The sequence below is a fragment of the Roseivirga sp. E12 genome (assembly GCF_017592825.1).
Classification (GTDB): Bacteria; Bacteroidota; Bacteroidia; order Cytophagales; family Cyclobacteriaceae; genus Roseivirga.
The window spans coordinates 157,052-176,118 of record NZ_JAGFMD010000008.1 but is presented as its reverse complement, the minus strand read 5'-3'; the positions used below and the strand labels follow the sequence as shown (position 1 = coordinate 176,118).

Here is a 19,067-nt window from a genome sequence, read left to right as displayed (position 1 = left end):
TTTCTACCTGACGCCCAATTTTGTCAACCGAGTAAAAATTAAATATCTGTATTTCAGTGATTTATGTTTCTTATAGATCCATGTACGCATCTTGGCTAATAATCCAGAATACTTGTCTTTTAGATTGAAAATCGTCATTTTTAAGAAAAAGTGTGAAAAAGTGGAAAAGAGTGGGGCAATGTGGAGAGTTTTTATATCTTTGTATTAGTTCAGGTGTGTAATGTCTTTTTTTACTGGAGAATATGACTGCAAGCTAGATGCAAAAGGAAGGTTGGCTTTACCTGCAAAGGTGAAGGCGGCATTACCTGATGTGGCTAATCAAGAGCTCGTCTTAAGACGAGGTTTCGAGGCCTGCTTGATTTTATATCCTATGATCGAGTATAAAAAGATTATCAATCGTGTTCGGTCGTTGAGTGAATTCAATGAAGAGTATCGAAAGTTTCAGCGCAGTTTTTTTAGAGGGAATGCAGAAGTTGAGTTAGATAGTGCTGGAAGAATCAATATTCAGAAACGTATGCTGGAATATGCTGATTTGACAAAAGAAGTTGTGCTTGTGGGGTTGGGAAATAGAGTTGAAATCTGGAATCCAGACCTGTACGAAGAAAACCTCATCAATGATGCTTCAGAGTATTCGAAGTTGGCCGAAAAATACTTGGCTGATGACTAAAGAGAATGGCTGAATATCACGTGCCGGTAATGTTGCAGGAATGCATCGAAGGGCTGGCAATCAAACCTGACGGAATTTATGTAGATGTGACCTTTGGAGGCGGAGGTCATTCGATTGAAATGCTGAAGCATATATCAGATGTGGGCAGGCTTTTAAGCTTTGACCAAGATGATGATGCTAAGGCAAATGCCTCAAAAATTGATAATCGTTCTTTCACATTTATACAAGCCAATTTTCGACACCTGAGACGGTATTTAAAGTTGTATGGTGTCAATAAAGTTGACGGTATTTTGGCTGATTTAGGCATTTCGTCACATCAGATCGATGAAGTATCTCGCGGGTTTTCAATTCGCGGAGATGCAGAGCTCGACATGAGGATGGATAGAGGAGGTGAGTTGACTGCAGCAATGATAGTCAATACTTACGAAGAGAGAGAGCTTCATCGTATTCTGGGAATTTACGGTGAGGTGAAAAATGCCAAAACGCTGGCTGCGGCAATTGTTTCAGAACGATTTTCGGAGCCATTCAAAACCACCTTCGACTTGATTGCTTTGCTAGAAAAATATGCGCCAAGAGGTAGAGAGAATAAATACTACGCTCAGGTATTTCAGGCATTGAGAATAGAGGTTAATGATGAAATGGGTGCTTTGGAAGACTTCTTAACACAGTCGGCCGAAATGCTCAAGCCTGATGGCAGGTTGGTGGTAATGAGTTATCACTCACTTGAAGATCGGATGGTTAAAAACTTCATTAACAAAGGAAAGATTTTTGGCGATGTGGAGAAAGATTTTTTCGGAAACGAAATAAAGCCCTTGCGGGCTGTGAATAGAAAACTAATACAACCGAATCAACAGGAATTAAAAGCTAACAGTAGATCTAGGAGTGCTAAGCTCCGGATAGCTGAGCGAATATAAAGATGGCTGAAAACAGATTTAGAGTCAGAGAAAACGATAAGCCCAAGGGCAGAGGGTTCTTCGGCTTCTTGTCTGCAAAGCTAGGCCAGTCTTTAAATTCAGGACTTCCTGTTAAGCACTTGCCAAAGGTGGCTTTCACGGTACTGTTAGGTGTGTTCTATGTTTGGAACAATCACTATGCAGAGCGAACCGTGAGGCACATCGATAAGTTGGAAGACGAAGTCGAAGACCTTAGAGCAGACGTGACCACGCTGGAGGCTAACTACATGTACAGTAGTAAGCAGTCAGAAGTAGCCAAGAAGGTAAAAGCACTTGGTTTAGAGGAGAGTATGGAGCCACCGGCTAAAATCATTGTAGAAGACAATGAATATTAAGAAATCCATATTACTCAGGGTCCGGATCGCTTTTTTGGTAGCTGTACTATTCGTATTGGCCGTAGTCTACCGTTTGGTGGATATCCAGATAATCGAAGGAGATGTTTGGAGAGAAAAGGCCGAGACATTTAGTCTTGACTACCGAAAGATAAAAGCAACGAGAGGAAGTATTTACGCAAGCGGAAACGATCTGCTGGCTACATCACTGCCTTTCTATAAACTAGCATTTGACCCGTCACTTGTTGACGATGAGATATTTACGTCTAAATTAGACTCCCTTTCACACCTATTGTCGGCATTTTTCCGAGATCATTCTTCAGACTACTATCAGAAGAAGATCTCGGAGGCCCGGCAGACTAAAAGAAGATATCTAGTCCTAAATAACAGACTTCTCAATTACCAAGAAAAGCAGGAGCTCGAGACTTGGCCTATTTTCAATTTGGGTCAAATGAGAGGTGGTGTCATTTTCAATAAAGAAGATAGAAGACACAATCCATTCAGAAAATTAGCAGAAAGAACAATTGGCTACTTAAACGAAGACAATGTTGGGGTAGGCGTTGAGAGAAGTTTCAATAATTACCTCGCTGGTCAAAATGGCGAAGGGTTGTTTCAGAAGGTTGCTGGAAACAATTGGATGCCTGTCAATGCCCCATCTGATATCAAGCCAATCAATGGCTATGATGTGCATACAACCATTGATATTAATCTTCAAGATGTAGCCCAAAATGCGCTTTTAAAAACAGTTTCAAAGTACAATGCTGCTTATGGAACCGTTGTGCTTATGGAGGTGAAAACTGGCGAGATCAAAGCCATTTCCAACCTTAAGAGAACTTCAAAGGGTACTTATGCAGAGAATCACAATTTTGCCGTAGCAGAGAACAATGATCCAGGTTCTACTTTCAAACTAGCATCAATGCTCGCCTTACTCGAGGCAGGTAAAGTTGAACTAACAGATTCTATTGATACCGGTGAAGGTACTTTTGAATTCAGTGATCGCGTAATGACGGATGCCAATGCTCATAGAGGTGGTTATGGTATGCTTAGCGTGGAAGATGTGTTTATCAAGTCTTCGAATGTAGGCACTGCGCGCTTGGTTGAAGAAAATTTTGGTGATAACCCACAAGAGTTTATAGATATCATTAAGGGAACTGGCTTTGGAAAACCATTGGGCTTTCAATTAATGGGTGAGGGAGTTCCTTATATAAAAGACACTGACGATCCTTCTTGGTCAGATGTGACTTTACCTTGGATATCTGTTGGTTATGAAACGCAGTTAACTCCACTGCAAACACTAACCTTATATAATGCTGTCGCCAATGACGGTAAAATGATTCAGCCCATTTTGGTTAAAAGCATCAACCGAGCTGATCGGCCAGTAGAGGTGTTTGAGTCGAAGGTGTTGAATAAAAGAATTGCTTCTAAAGAAACCTTGGCCAAGTTAAGGCAGATGTTAGAAGGTGTAGTGGAAAGAGGCACAGCGAAGAATATTAAAAATGACATTTATAAGATTGCTGGAAAAACGGGTACGGCTCAAAAGCTTATTAACGGTAGATATACTAAGCAGAAGTATTATGCCTCTTTTGCGGGTTATTTCCCTGCCGAAAACCCGCTCTACAGTTGTATTGTAATCATCGATAGTCCTGATGGCTGGAATCGATTTGGTGGTGATGTGTCTGCTCCTGTCTTTAAGGAGATCGCAGATATGATCTACGCTCAGAACCTTGACATCCATGATTCATTCGAATCTAATCTTCTCGCTAGTGAAGGTAAGTTCCCATTTATCAGAGCAGGAAAGTTTGACGAACTCAACGAGTTGTGCAATCAACTTGGAATCTCAAATCATATTGGAGAAGATGTCCAAACAGAATGGGTTAGGTCGAGTGTGAGTAATAATGCCATCATTTGGAAAGAGAACCATGATAACGAAAACCTTGTGCCCAATGTGCAAGGAATGACATTAAGAGATGCGGTTTACATCTTGGAGAATTTAGGGTTAAAAGTTTCGATTACCGGCACGGGTAGGGTGCGTAAGCAGTCTGTTACGGCCGGTAGACGAATAAGCGAAGGAGCACAGATAAGATTGGAACTAGGTTAATGCCACAGTTAAAGGACATATTATATAAAGTATCGTTACAGTCGGTTGCCGGTAATATGGAAACCGAGGTGACTCAGCTTGCCTTTGACTCTCGAAAGGTAGATGTAGGGAGTGTCTTTATCGCTGTTTCTGGAACCCAGGTTAATGGTCATGACTTTATTGACAAGGCGATCGATCAAGGAGCCGTGGCAATTGTTTGTGAGCAACTGCCAGAAACAACCATTGATGATATCGCTCTAATTCAAGTGGCTGACTCTGCTGAAGCCCTTGGAGTAATGGCTTCCAATTTTTACGGAAACCCATCAGAAAAACTAAAGCTCGTAGGCATTACCGGAACTAACGGTAAGACTACCTGTGCAACCTTGCTCTATCAACTATTCAGAGCGCTGGGCTATAATACTGGGCTACTTTCTACTGTTGAGAATAAAATTAATGATGAGGTAATTCCTGCAACACATACTACGCCTGACGCCATCACACTCAATAAGATGTTGGCGAATATGGTAGCTAAAGGTTGTACGCATTGTTTCATGGAGTCAAGCTCGCACGCCATTGTGCAACGAAGAATCGCTGGTCTAAAATATGAAGGTGCGGTTTTCACTAATCTCAGTCATGAGCATTTAGACTATCACAAAACCTTCGATGAATACATCAAGGCAAAGAAACTATTGTTTGATGGCCTCTCCTCAAGCGCGTTTTCATTAATAAATGCTGACGATAAACGAGGCATGGTGATGCTTCAAAATACAAAGGCATCGAAGCACAAATACGCCTTAAAGAGTCTCGCAGACTATAAAGCACGAATTCTATCCAACACGCTGGAAGGACTTGAGCTAGATATCAATGGACAAAACGTCTGGTTCAAACTAATAGGTGATTTCAATGCCTATAACCTCTTAGCGGTTCTCGGTACCGCAGTCTTATTGGGCGAGGATGAGTCAGATGTTCTACAAGAGTTGTCAAGCCTTGATCCTGCTCCGGGAAGGTTCGAACAGGTGATTACTGAAACAGGAATCACTGCCTTAGTAGATTATGCGCATACTCCAGATGCCTTGGAAAATGTTCTTTTGACTATCAAAGCATTTCGTACCGGGAATGAGAAGGTAATCACCGTTGTAGGCTGTGGAGGAAACAGAGATACAGCCAAGCGTCCGGTAATGGCCAAAATTGCTTGCGACCTAAGCGATAAGGTGGTTTTGACTTCTGACAATCCACGATTTGAAGAACCCATGGCCATTATTAAGGACATGCAGGAAGGTGTTTCACCATCCAATTACAAAAAGACTTTGATCATCGAAGACCGCAAAGAAGCGATTAAGACTGCTGCTGCTTTGGCAGAACCAAAAGACATCATTCTTGTGGCTGGTAAAGGGCATGAGACTTATCAGGAAGTCAAAGGAGAGAGATCAGATTTTGACGACCGTGAGATTTTGAGTGAAATGTTAAACCTAATCCACAAGCAGAACTGATGTTATACTACTTGTTCGACTATTTGGATAGAGAGTTTGACCTGATTGGAGCTGGTGTTTTCCAGTATATCTCCTTTAGGGCGGGTATGGCTACGCTCATTTCGCTGCTGATTACCATTGTTTTTGGTCGAAGATTGATCAACATGCTTCAAAAGAAACAAGTTGGAGAGTCTATTCGCGACCTGGGATTAACTGGTCAAATGGAGAAAAAAGGCACCCCAACAATGGGAGGTCTTATCATCATTGCAGCGATTGTAGTACCGACCCTCTTATTTGCTCGGCTAGAAAACATCTATGTGATACTCCTTTTGGGTACCACAATCATTTTGGGAGCTATTGGCTTTCTAGATGATTACATCAAGGTCTTTAGAAAGAATAAGGCAGGTCTCGCTGGAAAGTTCAAAGTAGTTGGTCAAATCCTAGTCGGATTGATAGTCGGTTCTACGCTCTATTTCAGCGATGCTGTGGTAGTAAGAGAATTCGATGAAGTTACTGGGACTGACGCTCAAACTGAAGAGGTTACCCCAACTTATACAGATGCTAAGTCAACGACCACTACAATTCCTTTTGTAAAGGATAATGAGCTTGATTATAGCAAACTTAATCCAACAGAGAATGACCTGATAACGGCAGCTATCTACATACTGATCGTAATCTTCTTTGTGACGGCAATCTCCAACGGAGCTAACATTACTGATGGTATAGATGGCCTTGCTGCTGGAACTTCAGCCATTATTGGACTAGCCCTGGCCATTCTGGCTTATATATCAGGTAACGCGATTTTCTCGGATTATTTGAATGTAATGTTCATTCCAAACTCAGGCGAGTTGGTGATCTTCTGTACCGCATTTGTGGGAGCATGTGTAGGGTTTCTATGGTACAACTCTTACCCGGCCCAAGTCTTTATGGGCGATACGGGCAGCCTATCTCTTGGGGGAGTGATCGCAGTACTAGCTCTAGTGCTTAGAAAAGAACTTTTGATTCCTGTGTTGTGTGGAATCTTCGTGATAGAAAATCTCTCTGTGGTAATGCAGGTGAGCTATTTCAAGTACACAAAAAAGAAATACGGTGAAGGAAGACGAATCTTCAAGATGTCGCCTTTACATCACCACTATCAAAAGATGGAAATCCCTGAAGCCAAGATTGTAACACGATTTTGGATCATAGGAATTCTGTTGGCCATTATAGCCCTAGCAACACTCAAATTGAGATAGAAGATAAGGATTGAAATGAATAGAAAATTAGTCATACTCGGAGCCGGTGAAAGCGGTGTAGGAGCTGCCCTTTTAGGGAAAGCTAAGGGGTATGATGTGTTCGTTTCAGACTACGGTTCTATTGCAAATGAGCATAGAGCTGAACTTAAGGATGCGGGGATTGAATTCGAAGAAGGCAGACACTCTGAGGAGAGAGTTCTGAAAAGTGATTTGGTGATCAAGAGCCCTGGAATTTCAGAAAGCGCTCCATTGATCAAGGCCTTAAGGGCCAATGGAAACCTGATCATTTCGGAAATAGAGTTTGCTGGAAAGTTTACAGATGCCAAGCTAATCGGAATCACAGGTACCAATGGTAAAACCACAACGACCCTTCTGACTTATCACTTATTGAAAGAGGCAGGGTTCAACGTGGGCGTGGCAGGCAATGTGGGTAAAAGTTTTGCTCGACAAGTTCTGACCGAAAGCCATGATTGGTATGTGCTCGAATTAAGCAGTTTCCAGCTTGATGATACCTATGAATTAAAACTAGAAATAGGAGTCTTATTGAATATCACTCCAGATCACCTGGATAGATATGACAATGACTTTCAAAAATATATCGCATCGAAGATGCGCATATTTCACCTTATACACCTGGGACGTCATGCTGTCTATTGGCAGAATGATTCCCTTTACGGGGACGACATTGTTAAAGCCACTCGTGGCCTAAATGTACATCCCTTTTCGCTTGGCGGAGACGCTGCCGAGATAACACATATACAAAATGATAGGTTGTTTTATGTCCCTTTAGATATTGAGGTATCTGCCCCCAGAGCAGATATCTCAATCAAGGGACTACATAATGCCCTTAATGCAATGGCCGCTGGAAATGCTGCCTTGATCGCAGGTGTTGACGAGGCAAGTCTTTTGAAAGGTTTAAAAACCTTCAGAAATGCAGACCATCGACTTGAGCCAGTTCGAAACCTCGAAGAGGTAGAGTATATCAATGACTCAAAAGCAACCAATCTAGATTCTGTGAAATATGCCCTCGATGCATTCGATACACCAATTGTATGGATTGCTGGAGGTATTGATAAAGGAAATGATTACAGCCTTGTAGAGGCTTTGGTACAGGAAAAGGTGAAGGCCTTAATCTGTTTAGGAAAAGATAATTCGAAACTCATAACCTCATTTGAAAACATTGTCCCAGTGGTGAAAGCCACTGACGATTTGATCAAAGCAGTGAGATGGGCGAAAGAATTGGCATTGCCAGGAGATATCGTGTTGCTTTCTCCAGCCTGCTCAAGTTTCGACCTATTCAAGAACTATGAGGACAGAGGAGAAAAATTTAAAAAAGCGGTGCTAGCACTATGATACATCGAATCAAAGAATGGACAGATAAACACATCCAGGGCGATCCCGTCATTTGGCTGGTCGTGATTTGCCTCTCCTTGATTGGAATATTGGTGGTCTACAGTGCGGCAGGCTCACTGGCATACCGCTTTGCAGATGGCAATACTGAAAAGTACCTAATCCGTCATACACTAATGGTGGTCCTTTCACTATTTGTGATGTGGATTGCTCATAAGATTGACTACAGATATTATTCTAAGCTTACTAAATACGCGTTGATCGTTTCAGCACCTCTATTGTTATATGCATGGCAATATGGTTCTAGGATTAACGAGGCTAACAGGTGGATCGACCTTCCTTTTATAGGCCTTCAATTTCAACCATCAGATTTAGCCAAACTTGCTCTGATAGCTGCATTGGCAACTATGCTCGCAAAACGCCAGCAGAAAATTACGGACATAAAAGAATCCTTGATTCCAATGCTCGCATGGTGCGGAGGTATTTGTGGCCTTATCGCCATGACCAATATCTCAACTGCAGTCCTGCTTTTTATGACCTGCATGCTTTTACTTTTCATCGGTCGTGTACCAATGAAATACTTAGCAATGCTGGTTGTGGTGGGCTTCTTTGCTGGGGTCTTGGCCATCCAATTCGGACAAAGAGGCGGGACAGGAATGAGTCGTATGACCAATTTCGTTAATGGTGATACGCCTTATCAAGTAGAGCAATCTTATATCGCTATAGCGACAGGCGGAGTCTTAGGTAAAGGCCCTGGTAAAAGCGTTCAACGTAATAGGTTGCCAGAAGCATTCTCAGATTTTGTATTCGCGATTATCATCGAAGAATATGGAATTATAGGTGGAGTGTTTGTGCTCTTTTTATACCTCGTGTTACTCTACCGGGGTATGCGGGTTGTGGCGAACAGCGATCGAGCATTTGGAGGATTACTATCGGCAGGCTTGAGCTTCGCTATAGTAATACAAGCATTAGTAAATATTGGAGTAGTAGTGGGGTTAGGACCAGTAACGGGTCAAACATTACCACTTATTAGTATGGGAGGAACATCCCTTTTATTCACAGGGCTTGCGCTTGGTATCATTTTGAGTGTCAGTCGTGGTGAACAAGAAGATTTATCAGCTATTAACGGAGAATTAAGAAATACAGCAAGAGCTATATAGTGACAGCGCGTAAAGAACCATATAGAATCATTATCAGCGGAGGCGGAACTGGCGGACATATTTATCCGGCCATTGCCATTGCTAATGCCTTCAAAGCAAAATTTGAAGACACAGAGATTCTATTTGTTGGTGCCAAAGGCAAAATGGAGATGCAAAAAGTTCCAGAAGCCGGATACACTATTAAAGGACTTTGGATCAGCGGCCTACAAAGAAAGCTCACTTTGGATAACCTCTCATTTCCGTTTAAAGTGATCGATAGCTTGAATAAGAGTGCCAAAATCATTCGAGGTTTCAAGCCAGATGCGGTGGTTGGTGTTGGTGGTTACGCTTCAGGGCCTTTGCTCAGAGTAGCATCTCGCAAGAAAGTCCCTGCGGTGATACAAGAGCAGAATTCTTATGCTGGTCTCACTAACAAGATATTAGCCAAAGGGGTGCAGAAAATCTGCGTGGCATATCCCAATATGGAGAAGTTCTTTCCTGCAGAGAAATTAGTCATGACAGGAAATCCTGTTAGAAAAGATATCACTGATTTATCAGGCAAAAGAAGCTTGGGACTTTCACATTTCGGATTGAATGAAGACAAACCTGTTTTGATGATCCTCGGTGGCAGTCTTGGGGCTCGTACGCTCAATGATAGCGTGGTTGAGAGCTTACCTCAGCTTATTGAATCAGGTGTTCAGGTGATCTGGCAGTGTGGTCGATTCTACTTTGAAGAAATGACTCAGAAACTCGCCAATGTAGAACATCAAGGTCTTGTTCACCTCTTCGAGTTTCTCAAGGAGATGGATTTGGCTTATGCTGCTGCAGATGTTGTAGTAAGCAGGGCTGGAGCCCTTTCAGTCTCAGAATTGAGTATAGCAGGCAAACCTACGATTTTCGTGCCCTCTCCAAATGTTGCCGAAGATCACCAGTCTAAGAATGCGCAGGCCATGGTAGACAATGATGCCGCTGTGCTGGTAAAGGATAGTGATGCCCGTGACCAATTAATTGAGAGAGCCATGGAACTCATTAAAGATGAGGCTCAAAAAGATATTCTAAGTAAGAACATTAAGGCAATGGCTAGGCCCAATGCCGCGGAAGATATAGTGGAAGAAATTGTCAAACTGATAGCGTGAACCTAGATAGAATACATAGCGTCTATTTTGTAGGGATCGGAGGGATCGGAATGAGTGCTTTAGCCCGTTGGTTTAAGCACAATGGCAAAGCTGTATCTGGATATGATAAAACTAGAACAGCGCTGACGGATCAACTGATTGCTGAGGGTCTGCCTATTCACTTCGAAGATTCGGTCGAAGCCATTGGCATGTCAGTGAAATTATCAAACGAGGGAGTGCTAGTGGTTTATACACCAGCTATTCCTAAGGATCATATCGGACTAAACTGGTTAAGAAACAAAGGTTATCAAGTACTCAAAAGATCTGAAGTATTAGGTGTTATCACAGAAAACATGAAGAGCGTTGCGGTTGCAGGAACGCATGGCAAAACCACGACATCTTCTATGATTGTTCACTTACTGAAAACGGCTGGAATTGATTGTACAGGCTTCTTAGGGGGTATTTCAACCAACTATGAAACCAATATGATTCTCAATGACAAGCCTGAGAGCATTGCTGTGATAGAAGCCGATGAGTTCGATAGATCATTCTTAACACTTCATCCAGATGTGGCAGTTGTAACCGCTGCAGATGCTGATCATCTTGACATTTATGGTGATAAGGATGCGTTGAAAGATTCTTTCAGAGATTTCATCAAACAAGTCAAAAAGGATGGGCATCTTTTCGTGAAAACTGAGCTGTCCAAAGAATTAGTAGGGGAGACCATTTTAAGTTATACCGGATACAGTTTGACCGAAGGTGGTGTACGCTCTGAAAACCTCAGAATTGAAGGCTCTTCTTTTGTTTTTGATTATAGAAATGGGTCAAGAGACATCGATGGCATTCAGTTGAATGTTCCAGGTTATCACAATGTGGAAAATATGCTTGCAGCCATTGCAGTATGCCGATCACTGGGAGCTGATGACGAAAGTCTTAAAAAAGGCGTGAGGTCTTATACAGGGGTGAAACGCAGGTTCGAATACATCATCAAGAATGATGACTTGACCTTTATAGATGACTACGCACATCACCCTGTTGAAATCGAATCACTATTGAGATCGGCTAGAGACCTTTATCCAAACAAGAAGATTACGGCAATTTTCCAGCCTCATTTGTTCACAAGGACAAGAGACTTTGCCGAAGGGTTTTCTAAAAGCCTTTCACTGGCCGATGAAGTGATCCTATTGGATATATATCCAGCGAGAGAGTTGCCAATTGAAGGAGTTACATCCGATATGTTATTGGATGATATTAAAACACACAAAAAAGTAAAAGTAATTAAGGAAAATCTGATTGATCAGATACATGAGTGGAAGCCAGAAGTCCTATTGACTATTGGCGCAGGTGATATTGACAAATTAGTTGAACCCATTAAAAACGCACTGTCATGAAAGCCAAAGAAACATTTTTAAGAGTTATTGGAACCATCGGAGGCTGTGTAGTGCTCTTTCTGATGATCAGCTTTGTGGAGAAAAGAGAGCTCGGTTATCGAATAGATGATATCGATGTAGAGATCGAGAACGCCTTCGAAAACTTCTTTGTGGATGAGGAGGATGTGATGTCGCTTATCATGCAAAATGAAGGTGATTCAATCCTTGGAGACCAGTTCGGTAGAGTAAGCCTAAAAGAAATTGAAAAGCGAATCGAGTCACACAGCTTCGTGAAAGATGCAGAGGTGTACCGCGATCTAAAAGGCCATCTGGTTGTAAAAGCAAGACAGAATAAGCCGATCGCCAGGTTGATGGGGACAAGAGGCAATAATGCTTATGTAGGAGAAGATGGTGACTTGCTACCTGTTTCACGCAAGTATACGGCCAGAGTACCGGTGGTTACTGGAGCCTATGTAAATGAAATGATGAAGCTGAGCAATGTTCATGAGGGAGAGTATGACCTAAAAGTTTATGAACTCATCAACTATATCAATTCAAACAAATTCTGGACCATGCAAGTGGGTCAGGTAGACATTGATAGCAAAGGATATGTGGTGATGTATCCGCAAGTAGGCAAGCTCAGAATGGAGTTTGGCCAGATCGAAGACATTGATAAGAAATTTAAAAAACTAGAAATATTTTTTAAGCAAATACTACCGACTAAAGGATGGGATGCCTACCAGACGAAGGTAAATGTTGCTTTTAAAGACCAGATAATCTGTGACTAATTAATGCCATGCAACACGATAAAATTGTAGTAGGACTCGACATTGGAACAACGAAAATTTGCGCCATTGTAGGTACCAAAAACGAGTACGGAAAACTTGAGGTACTCGGGATGGGTAAGGCCGTTTCTGACGGTGTTATCCGGGGAATTGTAACCAACATCGACAAAACCGTAATGGCCATTGAGAAGGCGATTGCTGAAGCCAGTGAGCAATCAGGAATCGAAATCAATGTGGTCAATGTAGGAATTGCCGGTCAGCACATCAAGAGCTCGATCCACCATGGGAGTATTACCCGAGATAGAGTCGATGATGAGATTACGGTCGAAGATATAAATCGACTTACCAATGATATTCATAAAATCGTAATGCCTCCTGGCTGCGAAATCATTCATGTAATGCCACAAGATTACATCGTGGATTATGAAGATGGTATCAAAGATCCCGTTGGTATGTCGGGCGTAAAACTCGAAGCCGATTTTCATGTGATCACAGCACAGACAAACGCGATCCGTAATATTAACAAATGCGTAAAGCGTGCCAACCTTGAGATTGACGATTTGATTCTTGAGCCATTGGCATCAAGCATGTCGGTACTCTCTGACGAGGAGAAAGAAGCGGGCGTTTGTCTGGTAGATATTGGAGGTGGTACTACTGATGTGGCACTATTCCATGACAGCATTATCAGGCACACGGCAGTGATTCCTTTCGGTGGTAATATCATTACCAGCGATATCAAGGAAGGCCTGAAAGTGATGCAAAACCAAGCGGAACTGTTAAAAACTAAGTTTGGTAAAGCAATAGCTGAAGAAGCTAACCCTAATGAGATTGTATCGATCCCTGGGCTAAGAAATAGGCCTCCAAAGGAGATCTCTATCCGTAACCTAGCTCACATTATTGAAGCTAGAATGGAAGAGATTATAGAGTTAGTACATGCCGAAATCATAACCTCTGGTTATGGGAGTAAGCTGGCAGGAGGTATTGTAATTACTGGTGGTGGCTCTCAATTGGGTTATATCAAACAGTTGTTTGAGTATATGACTGGTATGGATGCTCGGATTGGTTATCCAAACGAGCATTTAGGAAAATCGAAAATCGAAGCAATCAAGAGCCCAATGTATGCGACCACAGTAGGTCTTGTACTATCAGGTTTCAGAGCGATCGATGAAAGAGAAAACAGGTACATGGAAAATCAAGTGAGCGGCACTGGTAAACGCATGACAAAAGGCGATAAGAAGGGTTCTGAATTCTTCAGTAAGCTGATTGATCGGACCAAAGGACTACTCATGGACGATTTTCATGATAAAAACGAGTATTAATAATCAAAAAGGTTGAAGGATTAAGGTGAAAGAAGGCATGGCGTCTTACCTGATTCAAAACCAAAGAAGAAGTAGAAACTAGAAAGAGATTTAAACCTTGAGGCTTGCCTCTTTCAACTAAACAAAAAAGATCATGGCAGATTCATACATGTTTGAACTTCCTTCTCATCACAAGTCAATTATTAAGGTAATTGGTGTTGGTGGTGGTGGAAGCAACGCAGTAAACCACATGTTTAATCAAGGTATTAAAGATGTGGAATTCGTAGTGTGCAACACGGATGCACAGGCATTAAAAAGTAGCCCAATCCCAAACAGATTACAGATTGGTATTGGCCTTACCGAAGGACTTGGTGCAGGAGCAAATCCTGACACAGGAAAAAACGCGGCAATAGAAAGCAAAGATCAGATAAGAGAAATGCTGGGCGATGATACCAAAATGGTATTTATTACAGCAGGTATGGGTGGTGGTACCGGAACGGGAGCTGCACCTGTCATTGCTAAAATTGCCAGAGATATGGACCTATTGACGGTTGGTATCGTAACAGCCCCATTCAGTTTTGAAGGGAAAAAGAAGACAGCAGCAGCCAATCAGGGTATTGCTGAATTGAAAGAGAATTGCGATACGGTACTTGTCATTTTAAATGATAAGCTACGTGAGATCCATGGCAATTTGCCAATTAGCAGTGCATTTGGCGAAGCAGATAATGTGTTGACCACGGCCGCAAAAGGAATCGCAGAAATAATTACAGTTCCTGGCTATGTAAATGTCGATTTCATGGACGTCCAGACGGTCATGAAGGGAGCAGGAGCAGCGGTTATGGGTTCTGCCCTGGCAGAAGGGGAAGGCAGAGCACTGCGTGCCGCAGAAATGGCTATTTCTTCTCCATTATTGAATAGCAAAGATATTCATGGAGCCAAGAAAATTCTATTATCCATAGTCTCTGGCGAAGAAGCGGAGCTTCAAATGGATGAGTTAACAGAAATTACAGAATACATTCAAGAAAAAGCTGGTGATGATGCCGAGGTTATTTTCGGGCATGGCATTGATCAAGAACATGGCCAAAGCATCAGCGTCACAGTTATTGCTACAGGTTTTGAGACTCCAGAGCTCAAAGCAGAATCAGTTGTAAGGAAAAAGGTAATCGATCTTGAGAGTAATCAAGAGATTGAATCAAGTCACGATGACTCCCTTTCACCTAAACACGAATCGCAGACACTCCTTTTTGACGCAACGGATGACGTTACGAGTGAGGAGACTCAGCCTGAAGTAAAAGCAGAACCACAAGATGAGCCTGAAGAAATGACCTCGGGATACTCTTTCTTAAGTCGCTTGGCAGAGAAGTACGAGATAGAAGAGTTTCCACCTGCAACCCCTCAGGAGTCTGAAATCGAGGAAAGAAATCAGGCTTTGGACAACGATTTTCAAGAAGAACGCAATAAGAACTTCTTAGAATTGAAGCGTGTGAAGTTGCAGGAGCAGGCGCGTATTCGTGAGGAAAGACTTAGAGGAACCAGTGGTCAGCAAATCGATCAAGGTGAATTCAAAGAAAAGTTAGAAATACCAGCATATCAAAGAAAACAGGTGAGGTTGACAGATAACCTTCCGTCTTCTGAAAGATCTGTCTCCAGATTTAATCTCAACGATGACGATGAGATTATGGGAGATAACAAGTTTCTACATGACAATGTAGATTAATTTCTTTTTTAGCCTACGGGTTGAAAGAGACATGTGAATTAAGACAGCCTACTGCCATGGGCTGTTTTTTTGTGTCCAAGGCTAAGTATTGAGTAAAAGACTAGTGCAGAAATTAATTATTTACTAATTTAATTATTCTAGATAATCGAGAAATAATTAAATATTATAGAAATATGAAAAAACTGTCAGTAACGCTCTTTTTCTTACTAAGTGGCTTTCTAGCTATTTCACAGACGCACGACCTAACACAGGGTCTGGTTGCTTATCTACCTCTGGATGGCAGTATTTTGGACCAAAGTTCCCTCTCGCATCAAGTCATTGTGCACTATGGGCCTACCCATGCTCCAGATAGAAATGCAGTGGCAAACAATGCGCTAGAGTTTAATGGGACGGTCCAAGCATTGGAGATTGATTATGCCAGTACTAATGCTAATGCGCTTGAATTTGGAAATGCTGATTTTGCAATTGGATTTTGGGTAAAGAAGCTATCATCAACTTCTAATTGGGATAATACTGCTGCTATTTCAAAATGGAATTCAGGTGCTTACGCTGGTACCAATGAATGGTCTTTTGGTATTGGGGGTGGAGGCGGAGCAAATTCAGATCAGCCTCAATTTACTGTTGCTATGGCTGATAACAACAATTACTCTGTAAAGAGCTTTAATAATGACATAGTTATTGGTCAGTGGACTCATTTGATGGCGGTGAGAGAAGGCTCGGACTTGAGCTTATATATGGATGGGGTGTTGCAAAACACCACAAACATAGGTACCGGTGCAGTGAATGATGCTCAACGAGATTTATTAATAGCAAGATCTTTCAGCGGCAGCTACTTTTCACATGCTGTTTTTGATGATATTGTTATATACAATAAAGCGCTGAGTGCTTCTGAAATAGCTGAATTAATGGTTTACGGTGTGACTACTGGTGGGCAAGGTAGTGGACTGCCATCATCTGGTTTATGGTCATCTGATACCAACTCTAATATTTTCTATAAGTCCGGTAAAGTGAGTGTAGGTGTTGAGTACAATAATTCCGGCTATGAGTTTGCTGTAAAAGGTAAGATTTTGGCTGAGGGTGTGAAGGTTCAAGGGTTTGCAAATTGGCCAGACTATGTTTTTGCTTCAAGCTTTAAACTAAGGCCATTAGCAGAGGTTGCATCCTTCATTAAAGCCAATCAACACCTACCTGAAGTGCCATCCGCTAAAGAAATTGAAACCGCTGGCTTAGACCTTGGTGCAATGGATGCTGTGCTGCTAAAGAAAGTCGAAGAGTTGACGCTCTATACGATCGACCAGGAAAAACGAATCGAGAAGCAGAATGAGCTGATAAACGATCTTTTAAAAAGACTAGATAAGCTGGAGAAGAAAGATTGATCAGTGAAATAGCTTAAAGAAGGTAGAAGTTTACCTTCATGCGCTGCTTTTATAGTAGACTTAATTATTCACTTTTGAATAGTATCATTTCTGATCATTTCTTTCTCCAAAGGTTATGTCTTAGGTTAAAACCAATCATTCGGGCTTTATATCCTAATAGGTCATTTTGCCATGAACTGATGCCCTGACTTATGTGAAGTTCGACTATGACTAATGACCGTTGTAGCGTGAAACTAGTAAGGTTGAAATAGCCATTTAGCGAGAGCAAAGAGGTATCGAAAGTACCAGAAGCAAATGACTTACTGTAGTCAATATTGAAACCTATGTAGCGAGTTGAATTAAGCTTAATCTCGATCCCAAGGTTTAAGCCAAGTCCGTAGTGATTTATAATATCGGTTCGACTCTCCGTTACATAGTAGGTGGGAGCAGATTGGTCATTTAATCTAATGTCTCCACCTACGATTCGTTTAGCTACATCAAAGCTGTTGACTCTAGAGAAATAGGAAATTCGAGTACCGCCCTTGAAGGAAAAGTTTTTAGTCAAGAGATGGTTGAGGCCAAACCCGAGTTTTATTCCCAAGTTGTTAGCTGACCATTCACCGTTTTGATTATGGGCAACAAAATTCTCTGGATCAATATCTCTAAGTTCAAAGGCAAGCGTGGTCAGTTGAATCTCATAGAAATAACTGGTTCGACTTCTTGTATAATAAGTAAGTTGTTCAATTTCCAGTAGGTTCTCAGGGACGTCCGTCAGTAATGATAGTTGTGATATTTGATTACTATCTGGTTTATAGGATGCAATAGCTTTTTTGAAAAAGACTTTACTGTCACTTGAGTCTTTGGGCCCGCTGACACGGCCAAATGAAGGGCTTTGCAGGGTTGAATCCAAAATGGCTATGCCTTCTTCAGTTGTAGATTTGTTCGCTACTTTGTCTATAAGCTTTTTGTTTACCTGAGTGTTGGGATTGTTTGATTCGCTTTGCTTAAGTGATTGTGGACTTGAGACCTTATTATTCAAACTTGTGTTTTGAGTTTTAGATAAAGCAATAATGGTTTCTTTCGAACCGACCCTCTTTGTTGGTGTTGAAAATACTCCCTCTGAAACAGGAACGGTACGAGCATTAATGGCTTGGTTATTTGTCTCTTCTCCAGGTCTACTGAGAACTGCATTTATGACCCTGTCAGTACTTTGACTTCCGTTCTGTCTCACTGAATCATTTTCGTTATTCTTTGTCAAGATGTTGTCAGACAATAAATCATTCTGAGCACTTCCAATATCGAGAGTATCCGATTGATCGGTCATAATAACCTCTGAGGCTATTGTGTCCTTTTGAGTTTTAGCTTGGGATTTGTCTACCCTTGGTTGCTTGTTAATCTGAGTTTGGTTTGCACTTGCTAAATTATTAGAGTCACTTATTAAATAGAGTATAGCTGTCAGTCCGGCAACGACAAGGACTGTGAGTCCTAGGGTCTTATAACCTGGTTTTGCTACTGCAGTTTGTTTTGACAGGCGTTGACTAATACGCTCATAACCATCGATAGGTGGTTGTTCATAACCGTCTTTAAGTTTGGTTTGAACCACTTTCCGAAGAAGATCTATGTCAGAAGGTCTTTTCATAACTTGTAGTTCTCAGCTGTTTTAAATATTCAATAACCAGTTTTTTACATCTGGTCAATTGCGATCTTGAAGTGCTCTCAGAGATATCTAAGGAAGTAGCAATCTCCTTATGACTGAATCCTTCTACTAGATAAAGGTTGAATATGATGCGATAACCATCAGGCAGTTTTTGAATGAACTCCATTAGTTGTTCATATTCAAGCTTGTCGAAAATGTTAAAATCATCCTGAGACAATTTTAATTGACTTCCCAGTTCTTCTTCCATTTGAGCCTCCCTTTTTTTACTCCGATAAAATGAAATGGCTCTCCTTAACGTAATTGTGTAGATCCAATTTTTAAGAGAATCTATGCTCTTTGTCTTTTTCAAGCTTGTGTATATGTCTACAAAAGCCTCTTGAAATACATCTTCTGCTTCTTGATAAGTCCCGGTATACCTTTTTGCGATATGCATTACAAGCCCGCTAAACATCTCATAAAGTTGTTTTTGTGCATTAGGGTGGTCCTTTTTGCATTTTCTGATTAGTGCCTTGTCCGACAGCATGGAATGATTTAAGCCAAAGAAGGAG

The 19,067-nt window shown here is 41.6% G+C and carries 16 protein-coding genes; 14 read left to right on the top strand and 2 right to left on the bottom strand.

The genetic code is table 11. The features are described 5' to 3' along the window. Nucleotides 1–220: 220 nt before the first annotated feature. The 14 genes from mraZ (at nt 221) to J4E76_RS16950 (ending at nt 16,883) form a co-directional block, all read left to right on the top strand. The gene (gene mraZ, locus J4E76_RS17015) at nt 221–667 is read left to right on the top strand and encodes a division/cell wall cluster transcriptional repressor MraZ (RefSeq protein WP_208505984.1); all 447 of its coding nucleotides are present in this window, start codon (nt 221–223) and stop codon (nt 665–667) included. Nucleotides 668–672: 5 nt separating this feature from the next. Beyond that, nucleotides 673–1,581 carry a 16S rRNA (cytosine(1402)-N(4))-methyltransferase RsmH gene (rsmH, locus tag J4E76_RS17010; protein ID WP_208505983.1) on the top strand — a complete coding sequence of 303 codons (909 nt, stop codon included), beginning with the start codon at nt 673–675 and terminating at the stop codon, nt 1,579–1,581. A gap of 2 nt (nt 1,582–1,583) precedes the next feature. Next, entirely contained in the window at nt 1,584–1,955 is a 372-nt protein-coding gene (locus tag J4E76_RS17005; RefSeq protein WP_208505982.1) for an FtsL-like putative cell division protein, read from the top strand. After that, nucleotides 1,945–4,050 carry a penicillin-binding protein gene (locus tag J4E76_RS17000; protein ID WP_208505981.1) on the top strand — a complete coding sequence of 702 codons (2,106 nt, stop codon included), beginning with the start codon at nt 1,945–1,947 and terminating at the stop codon, nt 4,048–4,050. Before J4E76_RS17005 ends, J4E76_RS17000 begins: the two co-directional genes overlap by 11 nt. Then, nucleotides 4,050–5,519 (top strand): UDP-N-acetylmuramoyl-L-alanyl-D-glutamate--2,6-diaminopimelate ligase, encoded by a 1,470-nt coding sequence (locus tag J4E76_RS16995; RefSeq protein ID WP_208505980.1) that lies wholly within the window; start codon nt 4,050–4,052, stop codon nt 5,517–5,519. Before J4E76_RS17000 ends, J4E76_RS16995 begins: the two co-directional genes overlap by 1 nt. Then, nucleotides 5,519–6,733, top strand: a complete 1,215-nt coding sequence (mraY, locus tag J4E76_RS16990) for a phospho-N-acetylmuramoyl-pentapeptide-transferase (RefSeq protein ID WP_208505979.1) — start codon at nt 5,519–5,521, stop codon at nt 6,731–6,733. The genes J4E76_RS16995 and mraY overlap by 1 nt, the downstream gene beginning before the upstream one ends. Nucleotides 6,734–6,748: 15 nt before the next feature. Next, entirely contained in the window at nt 6,749–8,086 is a 1,338-nt protein-coding gene (gene murD, locus J4E76_RS16985; protein ID WP_208505978.1) for a UDP-N-acetylmuramoyl-L-alanine--D-glutamate ligase, read from the top strand. Then, entirely contained in the window at nt 8,086–9,243 is a 1,158-nt protein-coding gene (locus tag J4E76_RS16980) for an FtsW/RodA/SpoVE family cell cycle protein (protein ID WP_208506055.1), read from the top strand. The genes murD and J4E76_RS16980 overlap by 1 nt, the downstream gene beginning before the upstream one ends. Continuing rightward, nucleotides 9,243–10,358: an undecaprenyldiphospho-muramoylpentapeptide beta-N-acetylglucosaminyltransferase gene (murG, locus tag J4E76_RS16975; protein ID WP_370592818.1), complete on the top strand. Its 1,116-nt coding sequence runs from the start codon at nt 9,243–9,245 to the stop codon at nt 10,356–10,358. The genes J4E76_RS16980 and murG overlap by 1 nt, the downstream gene beginning before the upstream one ends. Continuing rightward, nucleotides 10,355–11,728 (top strand): UDP-N-acetylmuramate--L-alanine ligase, encoded by a 1,374-nt coding sequence (gene murC, locus J4E76_RS16970; RefSeq protein WP_208505977.1) that lies wholly within the window; start codon nt 10,355–10,357, stop codon nt 11,726–11,728. Before murG ends, murC begins: the two co-directional genes overlap by 4 nt. Next, nucleotides 11,725–12,495: a cell division protein FtsQ/DivIB gene (locus J4E76_RS16965; RefSeq protein ID WP_208505976.1), complete on the top strand. Its 771-nt coding sequence runs from the start codon at nt 11,725–11,727 to the stop codon at nt 12,493–12,495. The genes murC and J4E76_RS16965 overlap by 4 nt, the downstream gene beginning before the upstream one ends. 8 nt (nt 12,496–12,503) lie before the next feature. Then, nucleotides 12,504–13,811 carry a cell division protein FtsA gene (ftsA, locus tag J4E76_RS16960; RefSeq protein ID WP_208505975.1) on the top strand — a complete coding sequence of 436 codons (1,308 nt, stop codon included), beginning with the start codon at nt 12,504–12,506 and terminating at the stop codon, nt 13,809–13,811. Nucleotides 13,812–13,944: 133 nt separating this feature from the next. Next, complete coding sequence (gene ftsZ / locus J4E76_RS16955) at nt 13,945–15,507, top strand: cell division protein FtsZ (protein WP_208505974.1); 1,563 nt, start codon at nt 13,945–13,947, stop codon at nt 15,505–15,507. Nucleotides 15,508–15,680: 173 nt separating this feature from the next. Further along, on the top strand, nt 15,681–16,883 hold the full coding sequence (locus J4E76_RS16950; protein WP_208505973.1) for a LamG domain-containing protein: 1,203 nt from the start codon (nt 15,681–15,683) through the stop codon (nt 16,881–16,883). Nucleotides 16,884–16,977: 94 nt separating this feature from the next. On the opposite strand, the gene J4E76_RS16945 is transcribed toward J4E76_RS16950, so the two are convergent. Both J4E76_RS16945 and J4E76_RS16940 read right to left on the bottom strand, forming a co-directional pair. Next, nucleotides 16,978–18,501 carry a hypothetical protein gene (locus tag J4E76_RS16945; protein ID WP_208505972.1) on the bottom strand — a complete coding sequence of 508 codons (1,524 nt, stop codon included), beginning with the start codon at nt 18,499–18,501 and terminating at the stop codon, nt 16,978–16,980. After that, complete coding sequence (locus J4E76_RS16940; protein ID WP_208505971.1) at nt 18,485–19,042, bottom strand: RNA polymerase sigma factor; 558 nt, start codon at nt 19,040–19,042, stop codon at nt 18,485–18,487. Before J4E76_RS16940 ends, J4E76_RS16945 begins: the two co-directional genes overlap by 17 nt. Between the last annotated feature and the right edge of the window lie 25 nt (nt 19,043–19,067).